Genomic DNA, 25,127 nt, shown 5'->3' on the forward strand with positions numbered 1-25,127 from the left:
CTTGATATTTTACATACTTCCAAAGGCATGGAATCAATGATAAAGTAATCTTCAAATTCTAAAAATTTAGATGCCAACTGATTCCTGATTTTTTCAAGAAGTAAAAACAGTTGACGTTTTCTACGATTGTATCGAGTTCGATCGATCAAATGTGGAAAATCATTTTTGTAATCAGAGTTAATCTTCTTAAAAAGCCAATTCTCACTGTCCAATGACATGTACTCTGCGGTCAAAACAAGACTAACTACCTCAATGTCAGTGAATAAAGGCGACACTCCTGGCCTGGGTATATTTCCATGCTGATCAAGATCTGTTATATTCAATGATTTGATCGTTTGGAAAACTTTATCGAAATTACTTTTAATGTCGTGCATAGGCTTGATAGTAAATTGACTTATAGATACTCTAATTTACTGATAATCAATCTTATGCACGCTTTTTATCCGACAAATTAATTAGCACAACGGGTTAAACCTATTAAACAACAACCAAAATAATACTTAAATATGAAACCCGAATACCGCAACATATCAAGTTCACCTGGAAATTCATTCCGAGTAAAGTTATTTGAAAACAAAGAATTTCCAGCTGCATGGCATTTTCATCCTCAATATGAACTTACCTATATAAAGAGTAGTGAAGGTATGCGATATGTTGGCAATAGTATAAGAAACTTCAAGAATGGAGATCTGGTTTTGATCGGAAAAAACCTGCCTCACTGTTGGAAAACCATAGGCTTGCAAAAGGATATTGTTAGAGCATATGTCGTACAATGGGAAGAGGATTTAATGGGTACCAACTGGTTGGAAAAAGAAGAATTTTATCATATTTCTCAGATGTTAAAACTTTCAACCAGAGGCATGAAATTTGGTAAAGCCATAGCCGAAGAGTTGAAAGATGATTTTGCTGAGTTAACACTACTTCCTCCATTTGAAAAACTTGTGCGATTTTTATTTATTCTCAACAAGTTAGCCCATGAAGAAAAGTATGATTTACTTTCAGGTTCAGGATTTAGCGATAAAATATCTTTGGAGGACAGCAAACGAATGACTGTAGTTTACAGCTACGTGAAGGATAATTATAAGAAAAAATTCAGCCTTAAAGATGTATCCTCTTCCATTGCGATGAGTGAAGAGAATTTTTGTCGTTTTTTTAAAAGATCATTTAACAAACCTTTTTTTGAATTTGTGAATGAATACAAAATAAATATAGCTTGTAAACTCATTATAGAAACCGACAATACCATTAGTAGGATTGCCTATGAATGTGGCTATAATAACCTAACTTTTTTTCACAGACAGTTTCAAAAACTTATGAACGTATCTCCAGGTAAATACAGAAAATTACATAACAACATTTCTGTGATAGATCAACCGTAAGAGAGCCACAGGTAAACTAAGTAAGATCATTTTTGAGAACTTCAATCAAACCTGACAGGCAATTGAAAAGCTTCCTTATCTATAATCAAAGTTGCAGCATGTTTTGTACCCTTATCAAAGCTTACAATATCCACATCCCCATCTTTTTCGATTTTTACAGTATAATCATCCAACCGCTCTATGACAGGTGCTTCAGTATTTGGTTTTACAGGATAAATCACGGTGAGAAAATGATGGTTCTTTAAAGGTTTTTCAGTCGTAAACCAAAAATTATGTGCACACACTTTGTTTCGATAGTCTTCCCTCTTCATATCCTTAGCTACCCATGTATTGTTTGTCAAATAGTTGTTGCCTGTTATCAGATTTTTATATTGATCTAAACCCTGCATATCGGCAAAGTCAATTAACTCCGGAAAAGCAATGTGTTTGACCAATACATTCACATCATCGAGAGTATAGGACAGCAATCCTTCCTTTTTCGAATATTGAGGATTGCACTCCGGCAATACCCTGTATCGCCAGGAAAACACAGACGGACGATCAGCAGCCGTTTTTAGGTCATCATAAATGATCAGGTATTTCCCTCTCATAAAAAGCATGTGCCTGCGAAACCGTTCCAATTGCGGTGCACCTTTTTCTCCAAAAAGAGTTTCATCATAATCTATCTGCGTCTTTTGACGCCATCCATTGGTCGATCGGGTAGCCTCAACTTGCCTGGGGTAAGCATTGGTAGCATCGCCTACCCAATAAGTGTAATTTTCATCCTCCTGATAAGCGAGTAGCACAGCCCTATAGCCCTGTTCACGAGATTCTTTTGTAATGGTCTGACCAATACCGTCAACCATGATGGTGTTGTGTGCTATAGTTTGAAATCCAAAAGGATTTTCATCACCGGAATGCCCTCCATAATTTAGATGCTGGCCATAGGCATACATTTGAAAGGTATTTTCATTGTTGTATTCATCTCCCCGATTAGGCCTGCTGCAAAACATGACACCAACACCTTCTTTAAATCCCTTTAATTCAGCAGGAGGATATTTGTGTGCCATTACAAACCCTGTGTTTGGAAAGAAAAAATTGGTCTTATCAGAATGAATGGATTTTAATTCTCCGTCAAACTGCAATGGCGCAGCTACATGAATCCATTGTCTCCAATAGAATTTATCCTTCTCGCCAAGGTTCTTCCAGTTTTGAAGGGTATTTCCATTACCTGTCAGATAGGCAAGTAAATTGAATACTTCCTTTTTCATTTCTACTCCTGCACCATGCTGACTATTCCTTCCAAAATGAGAATATTTCAATCCTACAGGTACTTGTCCGGTAAAAAAATCACTGTATTGCTCATAAAGAGGGTTTTTACCCAATTGTAAAGATGGAAGGGCACTATTCAAGTACATAAGTTGATAAACGAGCCATTTTATATGAGACAACCCATAGTGAGCACCATGATCATAGCCTCCGTTTTGAGCTACACTTTCTCCTACAGCAATAATGTAATTGGCAATCCAATGAAAATACCCTCTCGCATTTTCATTTTTTTCGTATAAAACAATGGCTGCAGGTAAACTTGCCAATGCCCCTTCCCATGAATGCCCATAACCCGATAATGCCAGACTGCTTTTACTAATGTATGGATCTTTTTCCCCTCCTTTGAATATCGCTCCTCCCCACCTGAAATCATACATATATTCACTCAACCGCCAGGTCAGTGACTCTTCGAAAAAGGCTCGTTCCGCCGGATTCATCTCCTCATAAAACCAGTCATAAATACAGGCCAAGTATTCTGTAATACTCGTATTATCTTCTGATTCCGCTCCTATTCCCATGCCTTCAGGACTGGATGCACCGCCTTTGGGATATGACGCTATGGTTTTCCATATCTCCAACACAGGCTCGTATTTTTGATCTCCGGTAATGAGATAAGCAAATGCGGTCTGCATAAGTTCTCTCGTAAGCTTGAAATAAAAATTATAAATGTAATCTGGTTTGTCAAGGTCTGTTTCAGGCCAGTTTTTCCACCATTTATGCCGGGTCATGTTATCGGCTGAAACCATAATTTGCTTCAGAAATACAGAGTCTTGCATGGCAAGTTGTCTGAGTTCTGTCAATTGTTCTTTTCTAAACAACAATCTGGGATGACCATTAAAATCGGGATTTTGCAGCATTGACCGATCCCATTTTGGAGTTCCTTTTGGAATGTTAAAAGTAAAAACATCTGACCATGACGAAGGTTCTTTGTCACCGGAAAGAATGTATCCTATTCGCCAGAAATATTTCTTTCCCTCAGGTAAAGGAGCCAATTCATTGTAAAAATTGATTTCTGTTTCAATATTGATTATCGGATTTTTAAATTCGTTATTGTCTGCAACCTGAAACCGAAAAACATTCGGCTTAATAGGATTTTTCATCTCTTTGGGATTCTGAACATAAAACCATCTGAAGCGTGGGGGGTTGACCTCCGCATTCATGTTATTGCCTGGTGAGTTATTTACAAAAGAAGAAAATCTGAGGCGTGAATCTAAATTTATGAGTGCCTCCGATCCAATCACTTTTACACCATTGGCATTTTTTGTATTGCCGTTTTGTACTATCTCTTTTATCACAAACACGGTACAAAGCACTCCAAGTATTGATATAAAAATGATGCGTTTCATAATTACAGCTTATTTATCAAAAAATCCATAATTTAAATTGAAGACCTTCCCTTTTGTAAGACATATTTTGGCTTACCCAATTTCCGGGCCTCCTATTAAAAAATATCTGTTTACCTCTCCGGGAAATAAATTGGTCTTAAGGTACATCCTGACAAATGATCTTTGCATCTTAAAACCCAGGGAAGACAACCATTCCTTTAGTTCTTTTTTATCATCTAACACATCCATAACAAGAGCCTCATCTGATAAATTGACAAGCATTTGAAATATAACTTCTATGGCATCCTGAGCACATTGTGCTACTACCGGACCCACCTGGGCAAACGTGCATCCATGTCTTCCAAGAGCAAATCCATCTACATGGTTCTTCCTTTTAACCAGATAGCCTTGATCTCTTTTTAGCAACTTCTTTATCAGGTTTGACCTGTCAACCCCAAACACTTTCGTATCAAATGCGCTAATTTCCAAAAGATCTTTGTTAGAAATGGACGACACGCTATTGTTGGAATTATGTAAAACAGGTAGATTAGAAATGATCATTCTCGAAATTTGGTATTCTTCAACAAACCCCAGCTTGCGATATACGGGTAAGCCCTCTGGTGTAGCGTCCAGTTTAATCGACTTACAGTCTTGGAGTTTTTCAATAATAGTATTGAGCAAAAGCTTACTGATACCCATTCCCCGAAAATCCCTTGACACCAACATCATTCCTATCCATGCCACCTGATTAGCATAATTAGTAGCAGTTATGGTACCCACTATTTGATCGCCACAAGTAGCTACAAGACATAACTCCGGATTATGATCCATTAGCATTTGCCAGTCTTCCTTGGTTTGGTTCCAATTTTCAGCTTTTTTCAGTTGCATTGCCCCTGAAATATCAGCAACCTGCATTTGCCTTACTGCTATACCCAATTCGTTCGTCATATTATTCTGTTGTTATCCTTTACAAACTGCCAATGTATCCAATCAATTTTCCATACATAAAAAAGACCAACACACAGATAAGAATAAAGCCTGCTATTGCCAATAGGTTTTGTAATTTGTTATTTATGTACCTGCCCATTACCGCCTTATTGTTCAATACCAAAAACAATCCTATCGCAATAAGAGGAACTCCGAGAATCGATGATGCCTGAGCCATAATTAAGGCATAAATGACATTTCCATTGAAAAAAACTGCAATCGACATTCCCATCAACAAAATAACAGTAGTAAATACTTTGGGCATTTTCTCATCCATGGTTCGTCCCATTCCAAGGCTATCCGCAATCAGCCCACCTCCTGTAACGGCATTGACCATGAGTGAAGAAAATGCGGCAGCAACAAAACCAAACCCGAATATATACCTGGCCAGGCTCCCAAGAAACAACTCCAACTGAATGGCCATATCAGCTGCTGAATTTACAGTGATACCCAGAGGCTTTAAAAATGATGCAGACGTGACAACAACCAAACAAGACATTAAAGCCAGTAGAAAAACTCCAAAGTTGGCATCTCTGACACTACGTGTCAAGTCTGTTGTTTTCCATCCTTTGCTTTGCACGAGATAAGACTGAAAGAAAGCATTATGCAATACTAATGTCGTTCCGATCAATGCAGCTATGTCATTGAAATTGCTTCCAGATACAGGAGTAGGCACAAAACCTTTGGCAACACCCAACAAATCCGGTTTTATGAATAATAAATTGATAAAAAACGCAAGGATCAATACTATGACCATTACCATCATGAGTAGTTCAAGTACCTGAAACAGCTTCCTGGCATAGAAAGTTAATAAAATAGCAGTCGGAGTAAATATTAATGGCCAGACATATTCACCCACACCCGTAAGTGTATGCATCCCTATGCCTACACCCAGGTTATTTCCAAATTGAAAACTCAATGCCGCCAGAAAAGAACATATGCCAATACTTACCGACAACCATTTTCCATATTCTTCTGATATTACTTTGAGCAAGGATTTCTCATTGGTAACGCCAAAGCGAACGCTCATAGTGGTGTAAACGCTCATTGCTACAGCGCCTACCACAATGACCCACAAAAGCCTGTAACCTTCCGCAGAGCCAATTTTTGACGAGACGGTAATACTTCCCGGACCCAGCACCACCGCAGCAATGATAAACCCCGGCCCTATGGATTTGAAAATCTTTTTTATTTTTAAAATCATCATTAAAAGTCTATTGAATTTCAGGAACCGCTTTTACAAGTAAATAGTCCCGAAATGCTATTTTTAATTTCCCTCCTTGTTTTACCCTGCCAATGATTTTGTCATTGACATAATTCAGGATTTGATACTCACCACTTTCCAATCCCCTAAATTCTATATCCCCATCCCAATTGTCGGCATAAAAAGCATAGTAGAGTATGTTGTTTTTACTAACAACATGGGTCTCTGGTTTGTCATAGGCGATATCGTATAAGTTTAGATATTCTCCCCTACTGAGTTCATTTTCCTTATGGATATTAATCCACTTATCAAAGTCCGCCTTGCGTTCTGATGTGAGGGCAATCGATCGAACAGATTTTGAAGGGTGGTTAAAACGGTTTTCAGCTTTATCCACGAACATAGTGCCCGGAACAGCACCAACACCAACCATCGAAGCAAAGCTGTTTTTATCATAATATCGTTCCACATGGTCACCATAAAACGGTATTTGTGCCCCCATCAACGCCTTAATCGTTTTTGCCCTGTGCCGCAACTGCCACTGATTGTTCGGGTCGGAAGCAACAGGCTGGTTGTAATAAGGCATTTTGTAAAAAGAAGGAAACATCCCACAAGGACACATTTCCAGAATAGCATCAGGTTTTATATTGATGCTTTCTTCATAAATAGTTTGATACAGGTCTGGTAAAGCTTCAAATGACTCTTGCGGATACTGATGGTTGTGATCCACAGCATAACAATTGCCGCTTGCATTGGTAAAACTGAAATCCATTTTCAACCCATCGTATCCCCATTCACCTATAATGGTTTTGATCAACCCTCTGTAATACTCTTTTACCTCGTCCAAAACCGGACAAAGCAATGCTTCCTCATATTTTTGAGGGCGGTCTTCTCCAAAATGATCATTGACATACATAGGAGTTCCATCTCTATCCATGATTAACCATTCCGGATGTTCCTTTACCAATTGCGGACCAGCTGCTCCCGGTGTTATCCAGAGTTTTACCTGCATTCTTTTATCATGAAATGCTTGAACCATACTTTTCATATCTTCTTCCCCACGAGGAAAAGAATCGTCTCTTGGTTCAAAATCACCATTATAATAAAACCAGCCATAATCGATGGTCGCTACCTTGAAATGCATACTTTGAACCAATGGAATCATATCTGTCATCTGATTCATTTTAAATCCGGGACCATACCCCCAACCACACCAAATACGCTCGTAAGCAGCACTTGACAAATCTGGTTTCGGGATTTTGAACCCATTGTCTTTCATAATGGCAGAATAAAATTGTAGTCCATTATAATAATCGCCATTGTGCACACCCAATACTGTCGGGAGAGTAGAATACTCTTGTGTAAAAGGTATCGAGTCCCGGGCGTATTCAATGCCTATATTGAAAACCCCACCATTGTTGACTTTAGCTGGCAATGATATTGGTGTTGGTTTTTTTCGGATGCTTCCGATAAAAAAACCAGTTTCTTCATTCCAAACATCTAAAACTGGTAATCCTCCTCCAATGATGCCATCTTCCGGCCGTCTTCCCTGATAGTTGTCAGAAGAAAAATTTTCTGTGACAGGTAAAATCCAATCTGGTCTGTTAACATATGATCCTCCCTGAAGAATCCAGAATGAATGTTTATCATTGTCCTCATTAACAAGAGATGCATCCAGGTCAAAGGCATTATCAATCTCTTTTTCAATAAATAGCCCGGGAGTTGCATAAAGGTTCTTATAAATAGCCCGAACCAACGCAGAATTTGGATGCCTTTCATACAATTCTATCTCTACTTTCTTCTCTATCGTTGCACCTAATGGCCCTTTGGCTATTCCTACAAACTCAAACCGCCTGCCGTTTCCAAATTCTGTGCTTATTTCAGAAATTAAAGGAGTCTTGTCTTTCACTATAAAATCTTTCACTTCTACTCCATTTACTACTAAATAATGAGGTCCTTTATTTTTCCTTGTTATTGATTTTGATACTCCATTTTCTATGTGATAGACTCTAATTTTTAGCTGTCTATCTAATTCAATCCTTATGTTTTTATTCTCCAACAAAAACATATCATTGGATTCATAAAAATTGATTTTTCCTTTGTTTTCAAGACATGAAACAAAAAAATAGCATATAACGGTTATTTGAAATAACACAAACAACTTGCGCAATAAGAATATTCTCATTTTGTTGATATGACTTTATTTATCAGGATTGAAAAAAGGAAAATCATTATTATGAATATGAGCTTCAGTCATTATTTCAGCCATTTCTGCCACGACTTGTGTATTGTCTCCGGCAATGTCATTCTCTTCCCCTATGTCTATGTCAAGGTTATATAATTGAATTGAACCATCAGGATTGTCAAACACATTCAATCTGATTGCTTTCCAATTGCCTTTTCTTACGGCTTGCTTCCCTCCCCATTCATGAAATTCCCAATAGAGGTATTTATGCTGTTGCTGGCCGTCCTGACTAAGAAGTGTGGGCAGAAAAGAAACACCATCTGTCTTTTCAGGTATTTCCACATCTGCCAACTCTGCTAATGTTGGCATTACATCCCAAAATGAAGAGATATGGTCTGACGTCTTACCAGCAGCAATTTTACCAGTCCATTGTGCTATCATTGGTACTCGAATACCACCTTCATAAAGGTCTCGTTTTACCCCTCTCAAAGGGCCATTGCTGTCAAAAAAATCCGGATCAGCCCCACCCTCTATGTGTGGCCCATTGTCACTGGTAAAAATCACCAGAGTGTTTTTGTCCAGGCTCAATTCTTCTAATTTTAGCATTACATCTCCAACGTATTTATCAATTCTGCTTACCATTGCAGCGAATACTGCGTGTGGAGTTTCTTGTGTCATATATCTTGCATAGTGCCAACCCGAATCGTAAGCACTCCCTTTTACTCCTTCATAATATTGTTCAGGAAAAACACCTTTATATTGCTTCAAAATCTCATCATCAGGTGCAATCAGTTCCGCATGAGGAAGCACATAAGGCATAAACAAGAAAAATGGTTTGTCTTTATTCTCATCAATGAATTTTAAAGCCTGACTGTGAATGAGGTCTTGTGCATAAGTAACAGTGTGCATGCCATCATTACCATTCATTATAATTTTATCGGAATTGTGCCAAAGGTGGGTAGGATAATAACGATGTGCCCGTGACTGACAATTGTATCCATAAAATTCATCAAACCCCTGATTGTTAGGATCTCCCTCTGTACCTACAAATCCCAATCCCCATTTTCCAAAAGCTCCGGTTTTATATCCTGCTGTTTTCAGTAATTCTGCCAAAGTAAATGCTTCATCTTTGAGTGGAAATTGTCCTTCGGGTTCCATTCCCCTATTTCCCCTGACATGGGTATGGCCTGTATGTAAACCTGTCATTAATGATGAACGGGAAGGTGCACAAACGGTACTTCCAGAATAATGCTGAGTGAAGCGTATTCCTGATTTCGCCAGATTATCAATGTTGGGCGTTTTTATTTTTTGCTGACCATAACACCCTAAATCTCCATATCCCAGGTCATCAGCCAGAATGTAAATAATATTTGGTTTAGCTTTTTTCTCCTCAATCCTTTCCTTTAAGGCACATTGTTGAAACATAATACATATAGCCAGGGCGTACAATAATTTATTCATACTCAATGGATAGTTTTTTAAAGCTTTCATTGATACTCCTTTTCTATACCTGGAAACCATTTAACTGCATTTTTATAAAATACTTTATCCAATATTTCACGAGGTAAATCAAGCCCTTTTACGTTATAGGATGGTTCTGGCAGGGGCCTGTCACTTTCAACAATATTACCCCATGGAATCTCATCCGCAGTAGCATAATATGTGTGAAATAATTGATTCCGATAAATAATTTCTTCTTTGGCATTTTCAATATCCTCTGGGGTCATTTTTGGCTTTGCCCCTTTATCTGTTCCATACATTATCCTATCCTGATAACGAGTGAAAAAATCTAAAACTTTGCCCCTTGCCTGCCACATAAGATAGCGGGTTCTACCCCCTATTTCTACAGCGAAATTTGGGTATTGTTCCATTCTGGTTATGATTTCATCTACATCGAATTCCAGGCTTGCCAGATGCGCCCCAACAAACCTGAGGTTAGGATGCCTTTCTATCACATGGTCCCGAGCAGCCATTATATCACTGTATGATGGCTTTTCCGGCTTGTCCCAAAAACTAAACTCCGGGTGTTTGGCCCAATAGTTCCTTGGCTTTCCACCTTCTGTGAAATAAGTAGGCATCCACGCTTGGATCGGCTCCCCCATGTGAGCTATCAACGTTTTTCCCTGTTGTGCTATAAATGTAAAAATAGGTTCAAAAATCGGGTCATCAAGCTGAAGGTATTCACCGTTCGGTTTTTTAAATTCCATTCCTATGGCCTTCCAAACTTTAACGCCAACAGCTCCATTTTCAAAATCATTTTTTAGTTGGTTTATGACTTGATCTGTCCATCCTGGTTCATCCCGGTTTGATACATCGAACGTGGTAACCCAGGCATAATATCTTGGATATTTTTCATATACCATTTTTGCAGTATCAATTTGGGCGAGCAATGTTTTAGAATTTGTTCCTATCGTTGAAAGTGTGCAAAATTTGTAATTCAATTCATCCAGAAGCTCTCTCAAAAATGGTTGATCGCTTCTTACATGGGTGTGTACATCAATTTTTTTTATAGAATTAAGGTATTCCATTTTAGATTGCGCCGAGACTTTCAGCATACCTAGCATAAAAACAACAACTACGATGTATTTTTTACTGACTCTATTTTTTCTCATTTCTTTACTCTTCTATCTTATTTCATTCTAGCATTAGTGCTATATGATTAAACTATTAATTTGGAATCCATGATCCATTTAACATGACTTTTCTTATGTCATACATGGCTTTTATATCCTTCAAAGGATTGCTGCCAATCAGGATCAAATCTGCTTCTTTACCTTTTTCAAGGCTTCCCAGTCTATCCGATATTTTTAAGAATTCTGCATTCTTTGAAGTAGCAGCCACTATTACATCCATTTCATCCATACCTGCTTGTGTCAACAAGTCCATTTCATGCTGGTATGACCATCCCTTTTCTGCATAGGGCACCCATGGCCCATGTGATCCCAATACTATGTTCACTCCGCCTTGATCACATTTACCAACAAAAGACATCATATTTTGAAAGCCTGATAATCTGGTACTGTCACTATTCTTACCGTCAAATCGATATTCCATAGCAGCAAGTGTGGGAGTAATGTAAGTCTTCTTTTCCTTTAAAAACCTAACAAGAGAATCCGCTCTTTTTCCATTTACGTCTATTTCATTCCACAAATTATAGCGTGCTTTTCCGTGCTTCTTACTATCCACATCACCCATCAATATATGACGGAACTTCTCCGCTTTTTTCATAGAAACTAAAGCTGTACCTAATGAGGTAATATGTTCCACGCCATCCAATCCGGCAAGTATGGCTAATCTGGCATCTGTTATTTCTAAATGAGCGGTAACAGGAAGGCCATATTTATGAGCCTGAATGCAGGTTTCTTCTATCAGGCCAAGTGGCAAACGATAATAAACCTTAATAGCAGAAACTCCCTGATCAGCCAAAATCTTCACAGCCGTACGTACTTCCTTTTTGTCGCGAACAATATATGCATCATTTGGATAGGCTGATGGGAAAGTTTCTAAGTGTGGCCCGGTAAGAAATAGTCTTGGTAGTGGGTCTCCGGTATTTCGTTCAAAATCATAAGTTTCGATCCATTGACCAGGGTCTCTTACCGAAGTAATACCATTTCTTACAAACTTGGTAGGAAAATATTTGACATAGTCATAGTGAAAATGTGCATCGATCAATCCCGGCAACAGAGTCATACCAGTAGCATCAAAAACCTCTGCACCATCTGGAATTTTTGCATCTGCTCGTTTACCAACCCAATTGATAATATTGTTTATTACAATAATGCAGGAATTGTCTAAAGCCTCGGCTCCTGTCCCATCAATCAAGGTAGCTCCAACAATTGCCAAGGTTTGCGAACGAACTGGTATTTCTTCCCGGTTAACTTCTTGTATCTTTCGCTTATCGTCAATTTTCTCTGATTTTTTAGTTGAGTCATCAAAATCTTTTGACTGGTTGCAACTCAATAACACAACATAACACAATACACTGCTTAGAAACTTTAAGCTACTTTTCATTTTATTTATTTGTGATTGACAGATGAAGTTCAATTCTTTAGGTTGCCCAATTCCGTTTTAGACATGTTTAATTGGATTTTCAATCTTTGCCCATGCTATAGCCAGACTGCTGTCTCTCCTTCTATTGAAAGACAGCAGTCTAAAAAAAATCCTGTTTCCTAAAATGTATACCCCGGATTTTGAGGTTCCAAATTCGGACTTTTATCCAGTTCTTCCTGAGGCAGTGGAATCAAATAATGCACCGATTTATTGAAATTAGGCTGAGGTTCAAGCCCGTTCACACCAAATGCTTCATTGCCTAAGTCTCTTCTCACTATATCGTACCATCTTTTGAACTCAAAAGCCAATTCAATTCTACGCTCCTCTAGTACTACATTTCTAAAATCCAACTTAGAAATTGTTGTTGACTCATCAGCAGGAGAAGCACTTGCGCCATAAGTGCCATAGCCATTTCCGGCAAAATTAATAGTACCACCTCTACGGGCTCTTTCTCTCACCTGATTTAGATAACCAACTGCTTCCGGGGTATTGTCAAGTTCATTAGCTGCTTCAGCTGCTATAAGCAGTACTTCTGCATATCTAAAAACTACATAATCCATATCCGACCTCCAACCGGCAGTGTTTCCCTTTCTCACTCCCGAAAACCTTGTCAATTTAGAAGCATGAGGCCTGGGAATTAAAAATTGAGAATAGTCTGAAATTACCCCTGTACTTTTCAACTCCAAAACATCTGTCATACTTACAGCTTTTCTATAGTCATTTGAGTCCCAGGAATCAAATACCTTTAAGCTGGGGACTAACATACTCCAACCCCCATAAGGGTTTGCACCACCATCTATTCCATTAAATGCTCCTACTGTCTGATCATTTTCGAATGTAACTGGATTTCCACTACCATTTTTATTACCGGCAAAGTCTATTGAGAAAATGTATTCAGGCGAACTGGCCTGTATGTCCGATCTCCATAAATCCTGAAAATCATTCTCAAGTGCATATCCTAATGCTCCTGCATTGTCAATAACCCACTTTGATCGGGTATATGCTTCATCCCAATTTGCTCTGGTCATGTGTACTGAAGCCAATACTGTTGCGGCAGTCCCTTTAGATGGACGGCTTTTAACACCACCCTGATGCTGCATATTCAAGTGATCAAACGCAAATTCAAGGTCATTGACGATTTCAGTATAGACATCACTAACCGTTGATTTTTTAATCAATGCCGGATCACCAAAATCAACACTGGCAATGTAAGGAATATCACCAAACAAACGCACCAGATGATAATAAGTAAACGCACGTACAAACCTTGACTCTGCCAATAGCTCATTCGCTTTATCTTCCGTTAAAACCCCACTCAATTGGTTTACTCCATTGATCGCCGAATTGGCTGTAGCAATTATTTGATAAGAGGTATTCCAAAGGGCTTGTGGATAAGTATTGGTAGGAGTATGGATAAATGAATTGAAATGAGAATAATTAGAATAATCGAATCCCAAGTCAACCATATCAGACATAATTTGCAACGGTGTAGTAAGACCGTTACCATAATAATTGGAAGAAGCCATTAAACCGTAAGTACCTAAGATCATACTTTCAACATCGGCAGCTGTTTTAAAATAACCTTCAGGTGATAGCCCTCTGGTTGGTACTTCTTCTAAATCTGAGCAACTGGCAAAAACAACAGCCAGAATGGTAATATATATATTTAAATTTTTCATGTCACATTATTTTTTCGGTGAATAAGTACTAAAATCCAATGTTTATACCAATGGTATAGGACTTGACATTTGGATAGGTAGCATAATCTAATCCAAGGTTTGTATTGCTATTGGCATAAGCCACTTCAGGATCAACTCCTTTATAACCAGTTATGGTCATCAGGTTTTGGGCACTGATATAAATACGGGCTGACCTCACAGCAATTTTTTCCAAAACGCTACTATTGACAGTGTATCCCAGAGCTATGTTTTTAAGACGCATAAAACTGGCATCTTCTACCCATCTGTCAGAAACAATAAATACTCTCCCCGAATTAGCACTTGGAATATTTGTATCTGTATTTGATGGTGTCCAACGGTTCAATGATTCTTTTGATGCATTGGTTCTACCATTCATAAGACCGAGCTCCATTCTGGTGTAGTTCATGATATCTCCACCTTTATTCCCCTGAATAAAAATATTAAGGTCAAAGCTTTTATACTTAAAGCTATTGTTCACTCCCCACACAAAATCAGGGTGTGGATTGCCAATAATTGTACGGTCATCAGCAGTCAGTTCTCCATCATTATTGAGATCCTTGAATTTTCGTCCCCCCGGCACCTGATCACTACTGTGTGTACCAGTTAATGCTGTTTCGCTTGATTGCAAAACTCCATCATAAACAAAACCATAGAATGAACCAACAGATTCTCCTTCTCTTAATATCTGGCTTTGTAGTCCTGAGGAACCTTCAAGCGGAACAGTTCCATACAAAAGATCATTACCCTCTGTATCGTTATCCACAAGTTTTAAAATTTTGTTTTTATTGAAAGAAATGTTTGCATTAGCATTCCAGCTAAAATCTCCTGCCGTGATCAGTTTAGAACCCAAAGTGAATTCAAGCCCACTGTTTTCCACTTCACCTATATTTCTTATTTGAGTAGCTACTCCGATGAAGCCAGGAAGTTCTACATTGAACAAAAGATCTGAAGTGATCATCTTATAATAATCTGCGGTCAGAGTAATTCTATCATCCCAAAGACCTAAATCTATTCCAATGTTTGTTTGTGCTGTAGTTTCCCAATTTAAATCAGAATTTCCCAGACTACTAGGCCTAAGAGCTGTTACAACGTTATTACCCTGAGTGGTAAATACACTTGTAAATTGCGCTAATGACTCAAATGGACCAATTGCCTGATTTCCTGTTTTACCATAACTGGCACGAAACTTCAACTGACTAACATCACTGCTATTGGATAGGAAACTTTCTTCACTCACGTTCCATGCGATAGCAGCTGAGGGAAAAAACTTCCACTTATTGCCATCAGCAAGAACAGACGAACCATCATATCGTCCATTGAATGTTAATAAGTATTTACCCATAAATGAATAATTTACCCTACCAAACCAGGAAGACAGTTCTTGAGTATCCAAAGAAGATGAAACGTCAGCAGAAGAACTTGCTGCACTCAAATCCCACCACAAGTTCGCATTTGTAGGGAAAGTTGATGCCAACACCCTGAGCGTCTCCGTACTAAATGTCTGGAGAGAAGAACCAGCTGTTAGTGAAAGGTTGTGATCATTTCCAAATTGCTTGGAATAAGTAAAATAATTTTCAGTAAGAAGTTCCCTTCTTTTTGAAAACCTCATTTCACCCTCACCTCCAATAGGCTGCCCTCTTAACAAAGTAGTAGGATAAAATCGTCCATATCGGGAACTGTTTACTTTCCCTCCAATTGAAGACCTGAATTTTAAACCTTTAAGTATATCTATTTCACCAAAGAAATTTCCCTGAAACAAATCTGTAAGGTTTTCTATATCCAATTCTTTGGCCACTGCCAGTGGGTTGTCGATCTGAAATCCACGGTTAGAAGGCACATAGTTTCCATCAGCATCATAAGGACTTTGTGTTGTAGGGAAAACATACGCCCCTGCTATTACATCCGCTTGAGAAGATCCGGGAGCACGTTGAGAATTTACGCCGTTCAACTTAGAGCCACGGGCAAACAAGTTGGCACCAAATCTAACTTTCTCAGATGCTTTTAAGTTGATATTACTGGTAATAGAATATCTCTTAAAATCGGAGTTTTCAACAATGCCTTTTTGATCATAGTACACCCCAGACAAATAATACTGAACTTTTTCTGTTCCTCCGGATATAGACATTTGATAGTTTTGCAACCCTCCCGTTCTGAATAATTCTTCCTGCCAATCCGTACCTACACCAAAAGAAGACGGATTGGAATAAAATCCCGGATCAATTTCATTGATGTATTCAGCATACTCTGATCCATTGAGTACTTCAACTTTGTTGATCTGTTTTTGTGAAGACCAGGATGAATTAAAGGTTATTCTTGTTGCTCCTGAATTTCCGCTTTTGGTAGTAACCATCACTACACCATTGGCTCCACGAGATCCATAAATAGCAGTAGCAGATGCATCTTTAAGTATTTCTATCGATTGAATATCTTCTGGAGGTGGTAGCACTCCTCCCGGAAACCCATCCACCACAAACAAAGGATCACTACTCGCATTGATAGAAGTATTTCCTCTAATACTTACTTTATATCCTGATCCTGGCTCTCCATTAACTTGCGTTATAGATACTCCGGCGACTCTTCCCTGAAGTGCCTGCACTGCATTGTTGGTTGGGTACGCTGCAATATTTTCAGAACCAACTGATGCCACAGAACCAGTCAGATCGCTCTTTTTCACTGTTCCATAACCAATTACAACTACTTCCTTCAGTTGTTCAGTATCAACTTCCATCTTCACATTTATTACACTTTGTGTGCCAACAGAAATTTCCTGATTTACATACCCTACAAAGGATATTGTAAGTACTGACCCCTCTGGAACGCTCAATCTGTAATTTCCATCAAGATCTGAAGTAGTGCCATTGATACTGCCCTTCACCACTACAGAAGCACCTGGAAGACCTATACCATTTTCATCGGTAATAGTGCCTGAGATATCAACATCTGCACTGATAAAATCCTCTATTACTTCCTCCACCTGAGGTTGTTCTAGCTTATTTACGTAGATGGTTTCATTTATCCGCTTAAAACCCAGACTGGTTTCTTTGGAAATATTGCGTAATAAATTAGCTAGTGAGATATGTTGCTTATCAAATGTCAGTTTTTTTCTTGTACTGACAATTTTCTCTTTGTACGCAAATTTGAAATCGGTTAATTTCTCAAGCTTCTCCAGAGATTCCTTGATACTAAGATCATCAAACTCTACAGTAACATGAATCTCTTCCATGCTCATATTTTGTGCGGTGCTGTACCCAGCAAACACAAAAGAGAACAGAATACACTGCATGAATATGCCATAAATTGCATATTTCGACATAATCAGAATTTTTTTTCGTAATTTTAATGCCATAATTAAATGTGTTTTTGGTAAGTAAAAATTATCAGGAACCACTACCTCATGTTTGCTTTCTGACCATTCCCCAATGAACAAGGAGCAACATGAGGTAACTTTAAATACCTGTCAACTAGTATTAGTATATTTCATCTTCTTCTATTTATTTAGTTTAGAGTAATCGTTTTATCTTTCATTTCAAATTCAAAGTTGAATGCAAAACCCAAACCTGTAAGAATTTCCTTAAGTGGCTTATTCTTATAACTATAAGTAAAATCTTTGTCCAGGTTTAAGTTGCAGTTAACTACAAAGGTTACTCCATACCACCTTTCCAGAGTTCGGATTATTTCGTTGATATTGGCTTCCCTAAAGTCGATGATGCCTTTCGTCCAGGCAAAGACTTCATCTGATGTGATTTCAGTTTTAACGGCCTTTTGACTTTTTATATCAAATGATGTCATTTGATTACGGACAATTATATGCTCAAAATGGTTTGAGGCACTCTTCTCACTTTCAACTTTTACCCTACCTTCCTCTACCGCCACATTAACTTTAGTTTCATCAGGATAAGCTCTCACATTAAAAACGGTTCCCAATACAGTAGTCTGTATCTTTTCAGTTTTAACAATAAAGGGCCTACTGCTGTCCTTAGTTACTTCAAAATAGGCCTCTCCTTTGATATAAACCACACGGGATGAATCCGAAAACTTACCAGGGTACTGTATACTAGATCCTGAATTAAGGTGAACTTTAGTACCATCTTCCAGCCAGGTGATGGTTTTCTGTCCCAAAGGATTCTTTTTAGTAATAAGATTCAACTCAGTAGAAGGCTCAATATTTATTCTTTGCTGTTCCATTAGCAGGAAGACAGAGACCAATATTACAGCAAGTACTGCAGCTACTTTGAATACTTTTGACGATGCTAACGAAACCAAATTCCTGTTTTTCAGTTTCTCATTACGACTTCTTTTCAGCACTCCTTCAAACATTTCAACATAATCATCTTCAGTCAATTTGGGATCATATTTATAACCCAAATCAATAATCATGTTCTTAGCGTGCATCAACTCTTCTCTCTTTTCCGGATTTTTATCAATCCACATGTTCCAAAATGTATCAGATTGTTTATCCGGATATTTGACCCAATGGACAAAATACTCGTCTTTAATAAAATCAGATATATGATAATTTTTATAATTCATTGAATCAGTTAAAATGTGATGACTCTCATTGATACCCTTCTAATTATAAAGAGGGAGCTCAAAATATTATCCTGCCATTTTCAATTACTTTTTTTCAAAAAAAAAAAATAAAAATGACTTACGATACATAAAAAATCAGACTAAAAGAAGGGATATATAAGGGTCTTTATTAATAGAAATGAAAACATAGAAATGTGCATGCGGATAGCATCTAACCCTCTGCGAATAAGCTTTGTTACCGAATTTTGATCTTTTAAATCCATCAGACTGGCTATCTCTTCTTGTGAAAATCCATCATAATAATATAGCAAAATAGCCTGTTTTTGCTTTTTTGAAAGATTCTTTAGCTCTTCATTGACCCTGGCAACTTTTGAAAGATAAACCTCTTCATCTATCATTCTTGATTCTCTGGATATCTCTATTTCAAAACCATCCAAATTATCCAGAACAGGATGATCCAAAAGATACTTACGTTCTTTTCGTGCTTTTTCTACGATTGCCCTATAAAGTGATTTATAAAGATATGATTTAATTGAAATTATTTTTCCCAGACCAAGATTGCGCCTCACCATTACGGCAAAAACATCCTGAATGCAATCTTTGACCATATCGCTATCTCTGGAGAATTGACTGCCAAACCGGAACAAATCATGCACATACTTACCGTAAACGAATCCCAGAACGGACTCATTCCCATTTTTAAGGCCCTCCAAAACATCGTCATCCGACAACTCCTTAAAAGTAGTTTTCTCTACCTTTAAGCTCTCTTTTTCTGATGATGACAATTTAGAAAATGCTTTCATTCTGTGTAAATAATTCATTGAGATTTACCGATGTATTCAACATTATAATTGTCAACACATTGTAAATAAATTACTCAGCCAAATTTAAATTTACAGGTAAAATAGTCATCATTTCGAATTACCTCATGATTTTTATTTTTAATTAAGATATTGATATGGAATTCCAATCTTAAAATAAACCCAATAACAAATAGTGTTTGCACAAGAACAAATATGTTCTTTTTTAATCATTGCTTCCCACCAAGCAAACCACCCTCCTACATAATGAAAAATAAATTTTCGATATATTCATTACCTTTAATGGAATCGTTAGCTAAAAATACACAACATTTGCATGTTTATTTTTAGCTACAAAAAGACGAGAGAACTCAAGCCTATTGTACAGCATTGATTCAAAAATGAATTGACTCAATCCCTTAGGAAAGAACTGGAAAATACATGGACAAAGAGATTGTTGGTAGGGCAGACAAAATCGACATACCTGAATTCGGACTTGAAAATATAGATGCAAAAATTGACACTGGTGCTAACAGGTCTTCAATACATTGCTCCAAAATAGAGCATCACATATACGACGGAATCGAGAGCATTACCTTCAAAATTCCTCTTGTCAGTAGCCACGGCGTAAATACGTTCTATAGTTCGGATTTTTTTAAAAGAAAGATTAAAAGCTCTTCAGGGCATGTGGAAGAGCGATATGTTATCAATACTATTGTAATCCTTTTTGGTAAAAGAATTAAAACTACTTTTTCTCTTACTGATCGGACGGTTATGAAATACCCTGTATTGCTTGGACGAAAGCTTCTGGCAGGCAGATTTGTAGTAGATGTAGAGCAAAAGGATTTATCACATAAGTTAAAAAAAAGTACCAATGAAGATAGCAATACTATCAAGAAACCCTAAACTATATTCCACCAAAAGATTACTGGAAGCAATAGTAGCAAAAGGGCATAAAGGTATGGTCATTGACCACCTTAAATGCGACATCATAATAGATGATGCCGGTCCTGCTATCTATTACAACGGCAATAAACTTGAAGATATAGATGCTATTATTCCAAGAATAGGAGCTTCTGTTACTTTTTATGGCACTGCGGTAGTCCGTCAGTTCGAAATGATGAAAGCCTTTTCTGCTGTGAGTTCACTTGCCATTACCCGATCCAGAGATAAGCTGAGAAGCTTGCAAATACTTTCCAGATCTGGGTTGAGCATGCCGAAAACCGCATTTACCAATTTTTCGAAACAAGAAAACCAAATACTAAAACTGGTAGGCGATGCGCCCATGGTAATCAAACTATTGGAAGGCACACAGGGTCTTGGAGTGGTATTGGCAGAATCTAACAAAGCAGCCAAATCGGTTGTAGAGGCTTTTGAAGGATTAAAAGCAAGGGTAATTCTACAGGAGTACATAGAAGAGGCTGGTGGAGCTGATATCCGTGCTTTCGTGGTAGATGGAGAAGTGGTCGGTGCGATGAAACGCCAGGGAAAAGAAGGAGAATTCAGGTCTAATCTGCACCGTGGAGGAAGTGCCAAAGTGATCAAGCTAAAAAGAGCAGAAAAAACCGCCGCACTGAAAGCTGCTGAAGCTATGGGACTAGCCATAGCAGGTGTGGATATGCTCCAGTCAAAAAGAGGCCCACTGATTCTGGAAGTAAATTCCTCTCCTGGTCTGGAAGGAATAGAAAAAGCAACACATGTCGATATTGCAGTGAAAATTGTAGAGTATATCGAAAGAAAAATGTCTAAGAAAAGAAGAAAGGTCGATGCATAGATAAAATATAAAATGAAAATAGCAGGTACTACCGTAGAACCGGGTGAAGAAAAGCAGATTGATGCGCAGATTGCCCAACTGCCCACCCGTACACCCATAGAAATACCAATCATAGTTAGTCGTTCCAAAGTGAAAGGACCTACTCTACTCGTGATGGGTGGCATGCATGGCGATGAAATCAATGGGGTGGAAATAGTCAGAAGGATAATAGTACATGGCTACAATAAGCCTGCTATTGGCACAACAATCTGCATTCCATTACTCAACATCTATGGGTTTATCCATTTTTCCAGACAGGTAACTGACAAAGACATTAACCGATCCTTTCCGGGTTCCAAAAGTGGCTCACTGGCAAGTCAGGTAGCACACCTGTTAAGTGAAGAAGTACTACCCCACATAGACTATGGGGTGGACTTCCATACCGGAGGTGCAAGGATCAACAATTACCCCCAAATACGTGCCATGCTCGACATTCCTATCAATTTGGAACTGGCAACTGCATTTGCTCCTAAATTCATTATAAATGCAGCATATCGTGACAAGTCTTTAAGAAAAGAAGCGTCAAAGTCGGGCAAATCAATATTGGTTTATGAAGGTGGCGAATCTTTACGGCTGAGAAAAAATGCTGTGGATCAGGGAGTAAATGGGCTACTACGAGTAATGAAACACCTTGGCATGAAAGAAGAAGCTCCTGAGCAAACCAGTAAAACCATCATCATAGAAAAAACTTCCTGGTTGCGATCGAAAGCTGCCGGGCTTTACCATTCATTTTTCAGGCCTGGTGAAGAAATAACAAAGGGTACTACAGTTGGTTTGATCACCGGTCCATTTGGAGAATATGAATTTCCAATGAAAGCCCCAATAAGCGGACACATTATTGCTATCAACAACAACCCTGTGGTCAATCGAGGTGATGCACTGATGCATATTGGAGTGCCGAGATAGACTGTAGCCCTAAAACACATGTAACTAAATGGATAAATTGTTAACTTTAAAATAAAAATGGTAACCGTAATAAAAAAAGGAGACAGCAAAGCCCACATCAAAAAAGCACTTCAGAAAATAGAAGAATCTTCTAATCAAGGGCTAGATGCTAAAAAATATTGTGGGATTTTGAAATTGGAAGAAGACCCATTAGCTATTCAAAAGAAAATGAGAGATGAATGGCAGTAAGTTATTATTGGACACCAATATCCTTATTTAATAGACTCTTACCTCAATTCAAACAAACTTCCTTATGCTCATCATATAACCCAGATGAAGCCCTTCGTGAAAATTATTGAATTCCATGGCATCTTCTACTGATTTCAAATGAAATCCGGTAGCTGTGGTATATTCATTGTAAGACACAAATTTACCTTCAGCAAAATCTGTTTTTGCTTTTTCTACTAATGAAATCAACAACATTTTCAGCTCGTCCACTTCTTTTTGTGTAGTGATAGTGGTCGGTTTCGTACCCGGCTTGTAAACCTCTAGTAATTCATCAGATATGTACATTGGTAAACCGGAAGCATTGTACATAAGCCTTTGCTGCGCCACAATTATATGGCCAATATTCCAAATCAGGTTGTTATTAAACCCTTTTGGAATGGTGTTTAGTTGCTCCAGAGTATAGTTTTCCAAAAACTTCAAATAAAGATTTCTGCTGGTTGTCAATGTTTCAAATGCTGATTCCATATTTTACAATTGATCAAATGTGAAAAAGGTGATACGTTCATCATATCAACTCAAAATTATATGCCATAAGATACAATACCTCTGTAGTCAAACTTTTTCTTAAAACATTTCATCTATTAATTCAAAATTAGCAGATACACCTGCTATTGTACCCGAAGATACTGCAAGTGAAACCACTCTAAACTTTGAATTGTCACCACATGCAAAAACACCCGACACAGTAGTCTTCTGAGCTTCATCTACTTTAATCAGTCCATGCTCCGTCATTTCACAACCCAGTCTTTCCGGAATATCAGAATGTTGTACAAACTCCGGTCCTGAATAAATGGCTTTGAGTGATATAGTAGTTGCATCCTTAAAAATTACGCTCTCTACCTTGCCATTTTGATGTTGTATTTCCTCAACCTCAGTTTCTACAATAGTAATATTATTTTGCCGAAGCTTGACAGTTTGCTCTGGTGTCAATGTTGATTTTCCATTGGTAAAAAGTGACAATTCTTTAGTCCAATTAGAAATCAGCCTGGCATAATGAAATGCCTTTTCTCCATTTGCAATAATCCCCGTTTTTTCGCTCCTCACTTCATAGCCATGACAATATGGACAATGAATAACAGAAATTGCCCAGCACTCAGCAAAACCCTTAATGTCAGGCATGATATCCTTTAATCCCGTTGCAAAAATTATTTTTTTAGAAAAAAAGACACTCTCTTCCTGAGTTTCAACCTCAAAACCATATTGTAGTTTGGTTACGTTTTTAGCAAAACCCTGATGAAACTTTACAGTATCATATCTTTCCACCTGTTCTCTGGCTTCTGCAGAAATTTGCTTAGGAGTATGTCCATCATGAGTGATGAAATTATGAGAATGAGGTGTCCGTTGGTTGCATGGGTTGCCACTGTCAATCACCAGTACATTTCGAAGCGATCTGCCTAAAGCCATTGCCGCCGAAAGCCCTGCATAACTTCCACCTATTATGATTACATCCATTTTTTTATTGCCAGTCATTGCATCGTCGTTTTTTTTTTTTGCCAAAGATAAATATTTTTCATATTATTGCAACATAGTCGCAATAATATGAAAAGACGAAATACGCAACCCAAATTGGAGATTCTCTCAGCACTAAAATCTGCCAGTTCTGCATTGAGTCATGAAATGATACAGGCTGAACTGACTACTAATATGGACAGGGCAACTATTTATCGGGTTTTGAACAGGTTTTGCGAAGATGGCAGGGCACATAAAATAGTGGGAGATGACGGCAGACAGTATTTTGCACTATGCTTAAACTGCGATCAGCAAAAGCAGCAACATAAACACAACCATTTTCATTTTCGATGTGTGGCATGCGGAAAAGTAGAGTGTCTCAAAAGTGAAATCAATGTTACCCTTCCTGATGGGTACATTTCCGAAAGTTTTAACGGACTGGTCTCCGGTCACTGTAAGAGCTGTGCGTAACACATTTATCACCACTAATGCATCTTCCCATGTCTGTATTCGATTTTGAGTTAGGGAAATCTTTTGGTCTAGCCACTTACTCTATGTGACAAATAAAATTTTTATGAGGATTCATTATAAAAGTCTAAAAATAGAAATCAGACCATTTACAATCATACTGATACCAATGGAGAGGGTGATAAATCCCATCATTCGGGAAAGGGCAGCCATACCGCCTTTACCTAAAAACTTGTTGAGTTTAACAGAGAAAATAAGGATCAAAAAAGTAACAAATGCCACCAAAACTATCGCCAGCAGAATGCCCACTATACCAATAAATCCACCTGAGCTGGCTGTGCCATACATACTGATCATCAAAGCAATAGAACCCGGTCCGGACAGTAGTGGCATTGCCATAGGTGTAAAGGTGATGTCTTCTTTATGGATGCCTTCTTCCTGTACTTCTTTGGCCAGTGCCTTTCCTTTGAAGGCATCCTTACCAAGCAGAGTCATTGCCGAGCTGCAAATCAACAGACCTCCTGCAATCCGCACATGGTCGATGGCTATTCCAAAAAAACTCAGGATAAGATTGCCTGCAAAAAAGAATGCCACCAGAATCAACACCATATAAATGGCAATTTTAATGGACTGATTCCGTCTTTCTAACCTGGAAGAATCTCCACTCAACATCAAAAAAACCGGCATGGCTCCCAATGGATTCACCACAGAAAACAATGCACTAAATGCTCCTAAAAATGCTTCAATCATTTCAAAATA

Annotated in this window: 21 protein-coding genes; 6 read left to right on the top strand and 15 right to left on the bottom strand. The window is 38.1% G+C overall.

The genetic code is table 11. From position 1 onward, the window contains the following. Window positions 1-374: transposase family protein (locus AAOP42_RS09765; RefSeq protein ID WP_502947653.1), on the bottom strand; the 374-nt coding region annotated here is incomplete at its 3' end. A gap of 132 nt (window positions 375-506) precedes the next feature. On the opposite strand from AAOP42_RS09765, the gene AAOP42_RS09770 reads away from it, so the two are divergent. Next, the gene (locus AAOP42_RS09770; protein ID WP_349528313.1) at window positions 507-1,379 is read left to right on the top strand and encodes an AraC family transcriptional regulator; all 873 of its coding nucleotides are present in this window, start codon (window positions 507-509) and stop codon (window positions 1,377-1,379) included. Window positions 1,380-1,420: 41 nt separating this feature from the next. Here AAOP42_RS09770 and AAOP42_RS09775 read toward each other — a convergent pair whose 3' ends face one another. The 11 genes from AAOP42_RS09775 to AAOP42_RS09825 form a co-directional block, all read right to left on the bottom strand. Further along, on the bottom strand, window positions 1,421-4,033 hold the full coding sequence (locus tag AAOP42_RS09775) for a heparinase II/III domain-containing protein (protein ID WP_349528314.1): 2,613 nt from the start codon (window positions 4,031-4,033) through the stop codon (window positions 1,421-1,423). A 72-nt stretch (window positions 4,034-4,105) separates the two neighbouring features. Next, entirely contained in the window at window positions 4,106-4,960 is an 855-nt protein-coding gene (locus AAOP42_RS09780; RefSeq protein WP_349528315.1) for a GNAT family N-acetyltransferase, read from the bottom strand. A 19-nt stretch (window positions 4,961-4,979) separates the two neighbouring features. After that, the gene (locus AAOP42_RS09785; protein ID WP_349528316.1) at window positions 4,980-6,206 is read right to left on the bottom strand and encodes an Nramp family divalent metal transporter; all 1,227 of its coding nucleotides are present in this window, start codon (window positions 6,204-6,206) and stop codon (window positions 4,980-4,982) included. Between the two features lie 7 nt (window positions 6,207-6,213). Further along, window positions 6,214-8,385: a DUF6259 domain-containing protein gene (locus AAOP42_RS09790; protein ID WP_349528317.1), complete on the bottom strand. Its 2,172-nt coding sequence runs from the start codon at window positions 8,383-8,385 to the stop codon at window positions 6,214-6,216. A gap of 15 nt (window positions 8,386-8,400) precedes the next feature. After that, complete coding sequence (locus tag AAOP42_RS09795; RefSeq protein WP_349528318.1) at window positions 8,401-9,876, bottom strand: arylsulfatase; 1,476 nt, start codon at window positions 9,874-9,876, stop codon at window positions 8,401-8,403. Then, the gene (locus tag AAOP42_RS09800) at window positions 9,873-10,997 is read right to left on the bottom strand and encodes an amidohydrolase family protein (RefSeq protein ID WP_349528319.1); all 1,125 of its coding nucleotides are present in this window, start codon (window positions 10,995-10,997) and stop codon (window positions 9,873-9,875) included. The genes AAOP42_RS09795 and AAOP42_RS09800 overlap by 4 nt, the downstream gene beginning before the upstream one ends. A gap of 55 nt (window positions 10,998-11,052) precedes the next feature. After that, window positions 11,053-12,396 carry an amidohydrolase family protein gene (locus AAOP42_RS09805; protein WP_349528320.1) on the bottom strand — a complete coding sequence of 448 codons (1,344 nt, stop codon included), beginning with the start codon at window positions 12,394-12,396 and terminating at the stop codon, window positions 11,053-11,055. Window positions 12,397-12,554: 158 nt separating this feature from the next. Continuing rightward, window positions 12,555-14,114 carry a RagB/SusD family nutrient uptake outer membrane protein gene (locus AAOP42_RS09810; protein WP_349528321.1) on the bottom strand — a complete coding sequence of 520 codons (1,560 nt, stop codon included), beginning with the start codon at window positions 14,112-14,114 and terminating at the stop codon, window positions 12,555-12,557. A 28-nt stretch (window positions 14,115-14,142) separates the two neighbouring features. Further along, window positions 14,143-17,448 (bottom strand): SusC/RagA family TonB-linked outer membrane protein, encoded by a 3,306-nt coding sequence (locus AAOP42_RS09815; RefSeq protein WP_349528322.1) that lies wholly within the window; start codon window positions 17,446-17,448, stop codon window positions 14,143-14,145. A gap of 182 nt (window positions 17,449-17,630) precedes the next feature. After that, on the bottom strand, window positions 17,631-18,665 hold the full coding sequence (locus AAOP42_RS09820; protein ID WP_349528323.1) for a FecR family protein: 1,035 nt from the start codon (window positions 18,663-18,665) through the stop codon (window positions 17,631-17,633). A gap of 140 nt (window positions 18,666-18,805) precedes the next feature. After that, a complete protein-coding gene (locus tag AAOP42_RS09825; protein WP_349528324.1) occupies window positions 18,806-19,468 on the bottom strand; it encodes an RNA polymerase sigma factor in 663 nt (220 codons plus the stop codon). 438 nt (window positions 19,469-19,906) lie between these two features. On the opposite strand from AAOP42_RS09825, the gene AAOP42_RS09830 reads away from it, so the two are divergent. Genes AAOP42_RS09830 through AAOP42_RS09845 form a run of 4 tightly spaced genes read left to right on the top strand, consistent with a single transcriptional unit; the run spans window position 19,907 to window position 22,412 of the window. Beyond that, the gene (locus AAOP42_RS09830; protein WP_349528325.1) at window positions 19,907-20,371 is read left to right on the top strand and encodes an ATP-dependent zinc protease family protein; all 465 of its coding nucleotides are present in this window, start codon (window positions 19,907-19,909) and stop codon (window positions 20,369-20,371) included. After that, a complete protein-coding gene (rimK, locus tag AAOP42_RS09835) occupies window positions 20,340-21,239 on the top strand; it encodes a 30S ribosomal protein S6--L-glutamate ligase (protein WP_349528326.1) in 900 nt (299 codons plus the stop codon). The genes AAOP42_RS09830 and rimK overlap by 32 nt, the downstream gene beginning before the upstream one ends. A gap of 12 nt (window positions 21,240-21,251) precedes the next feature. Continuing rightward, window positions 21,252-22,184, top strand: coding sequence for a succinylglutamate desuccinylase/aspartoacylase family protein (locus AAOP42_RS09840; protein ID WP_349528327.1), 933 nt, complete (start codon window positions 21,252-21,254; stop codon window positions 22,182-22,184). Window positions 22,185-22,241: 57 nt separating this feature from the next. After that, window positions 22,242-22,412, top strand: a complete 171-nt coding sequence (locus tag AAOP42_RS09845) for a hypothetical protein (protein WP_349528328.1) — start codon at window positions 22,242-22,244, stop codon at window positions 22,410-22,412. A 48-nt stretch (window positions 22,413-22,460) separates the two neighbouring features. On the opposite strand, the gene AAOP42_RS09850 is transcribed toward AAOP42_RS09845, so the two are convergent. Both AAOP42_RS09850 and AAOP42_RS09855 read right to left on the bottom strand, forming a co-directional pair. Continuing rightward, window positions 22,461-22,916, bottom strand: coding sequence for a DinB family protein (locus tag AAOP42_RS09850; RefSeq protein WP_349528329.1), 456 nt, complete (start codon window positions 22,914-22,916; stop codon window positions 22,461-22,463). Window positions 22,917-23,015: 99 nt separating this feature from the next. After that, complete coding sequence (locus tag AAOP42_RS09855; RefSeq protein WP_349528330.1) at window positions 23,016-23,948, bottom strand: NAD(P)/FAD-dependent oxidoreductase; 933 nt, start codon at window positions 23,946-23,948, stop codon at window positions 23,016-23,018. Window positions 23,949-23,990: 42 nt separating this feature from the next. Between AAOP42_RS09855 and AAOP42_RS09860 the strand changes: the two genes are divergently transcribed. Further along, on the top strand, window positions 23,991-24,371 hold the full coding sequence (locus AAOP42_RS09860) for a Fur family transcriptional regulator (RefSeq protein ID WP_349528331.1): 381 nt from the start codon (window positions 23,991-23,993) through the stop codon (window positions 24,369-24,371). A 114-nt stretch (window positions 24,372-24,485) separates the two neighbouring features. Here the strand turns inward: AAOP42_RS09860 and AAOP42_RS09865 are convergent, their stop codons facing one another. Continuing rightward, window positions 24,486-25,118: a MarC family protein gene (locus AAOP42_RS09865; protein ID WP_349528332.1), complete on the bottom strand. Its 633-nt coding sequence runs from the start codon at window positions 25,116-25,118 to the stop codon at window positions 24,486-24,488. Window positions 25,119-25,127 lie beyond the last annotated feature (9 nt).

The sequence above is a fragment of the Reichenbachiella sp. MALMAid0571 genome (assembly GCF_040151475.1).
Taxonomy (GTDB): Bacteria; Bacteroidota; Bacteroidia; order Cytophagales; family Cyclobacteriaceae; genus CAXBNB01.

Excerpts from the sequence above, each read along its gene's own strand:
- AAOP42_RS09770 (WP_349528313.1), top strand. The coding sequence starts at position 507 with ATGAAACCCGAATACCGCAACATATCAAGTTCACCTGGAAATTCATTC.
- AAOP42_RS09775 (WP_349528314.1), bottom strand. The coding sequence starts at position 4,033 with ATGAAACGCATCATTTTTATATCAATACTTGGAGTGCTTTGTACCGTG.
- AAOP42_RS09780 (WP_349528315.1), bottom strand. The coding sequence starts at position 4,960 with ATGACGAACGAATTGGGTATAGCAGTAAGGCAAATGCAGGTTGCTGAT.
- AAOP42_RS09785 (WP_349528316.1), bottom strand. The coding sequence starts at position 6,206 with ATGATGATTTTAAAAATAAAAAAGATTTTCAAATCCATAGGGCCGGGG.
- AAOP42_RS09790 (WP_349528317.1), bottom strand. The coding sequence starts at position 8,385 with ATGAGAATATTCTTATTGCGCAAGTTGTTTGTGTTATTTCAAATAACC.
- AAOP42_RS09795 (WP_349528318.1), bottom strand. The coding sequence starts at position 9,876 with ATGAAAGCTTTAAAAAACTATCCATTGAGTATGAATAAATTATTGTAC.
- AAOP42_RS09800 (WP_349528319.1), bottom strand. The coding sequence starts at position 10,997 with ATGAGAAAAAATAGAGTCAGTAAAAAATACATCGTAGTTGTTGTTTTT.
- AAOP42_RS09805 (WP_349528320.1), bottom strand. The coding sequence starts at position 12,396 with ATGAAAAGTAGCTTAAAGTTTCTAAGCAGTGTATTGTGTTATGTTGTG.
- AAOP42_RS09810 (WP_349528321.1), bottom strand. The coding sequence starts at position 14,114 with ATGAAAAATTTAAATATATATATTACCATTCTGGCTGTTGTTTTTGCC.
- AAOP42_RS09815 (WP_349528322.1), bottom strand. The coding sequence starts at position 17,448 with ATGTCGAAATATGCAATTTATGGCATATTCATGCAGTGTATTCTGTTC.
- AAOP42_RS09820 (WP_349528323.1), bottom strand. The coding sequence starts at position 18,665 with ATGAATTATAAAAATTATCATATATCTGATTTTATTAAAGACGAGTAT.
- AAOP42_RS09825 (WP_349528324.1), bottom strand. The coding sequence starts at position 19,468 with ATGAAAGCATTTTCTAAATTGTCATCATCAGAAAAAGAGAGCTTAAAG.
- AAOP42_RS09830 (WP_349528325.1), top strand. The coding sequence starts at position 19,907 with ATGGACAAAGAGATTGTTGGTAGGGCAGACAAAATCGACATACCTGAA.
- rimK (WP_349528326.1), top strand. The coding sequence starts at position 20,340 with ATGAAGATAGCAATACTATCAAGAAACCCTAAACTATATTCCACCAAA.
- AAOP42_RS09840 (WP_349528327.1), top strand. The coding sequence starts at position 21,252 with ATGAAAATAGCAGGTACTACCGTAGAACCGGGTGAAGAAAAGCAGATT.
- AAOP42_RS09845 (WP_349528328.1), top strand. The coding sequence starts at position 22,242 with ATGGTAACCGTAATAAAAAAAGGAGACAGCAAAGCCCACATCAAAAAA.
- AAOP42_RS09850 (WP_349528329.1), bottom strand. The coding sequence starts at position 22,916 with ATGGAATCAGCATTTGAAACATTGACAACCAGCAGAAATCTTTATTTG.
- AAOP42_RS09860 (WP_349528331.1), top strand. The coding sequence starts at position 23,991 with ATGAAAAGACGAAATACGCAACCCAAATTGGAGATTCTCTCAGCACTA.
- AAOP42_RS09865 (WP_349528332.1), bottom strand. The coding sequence starts at position 25,118 with ATGATTGAAGCATTTTTAGGAGCATTTAGTGCATTGTTTTCTGTGGTG.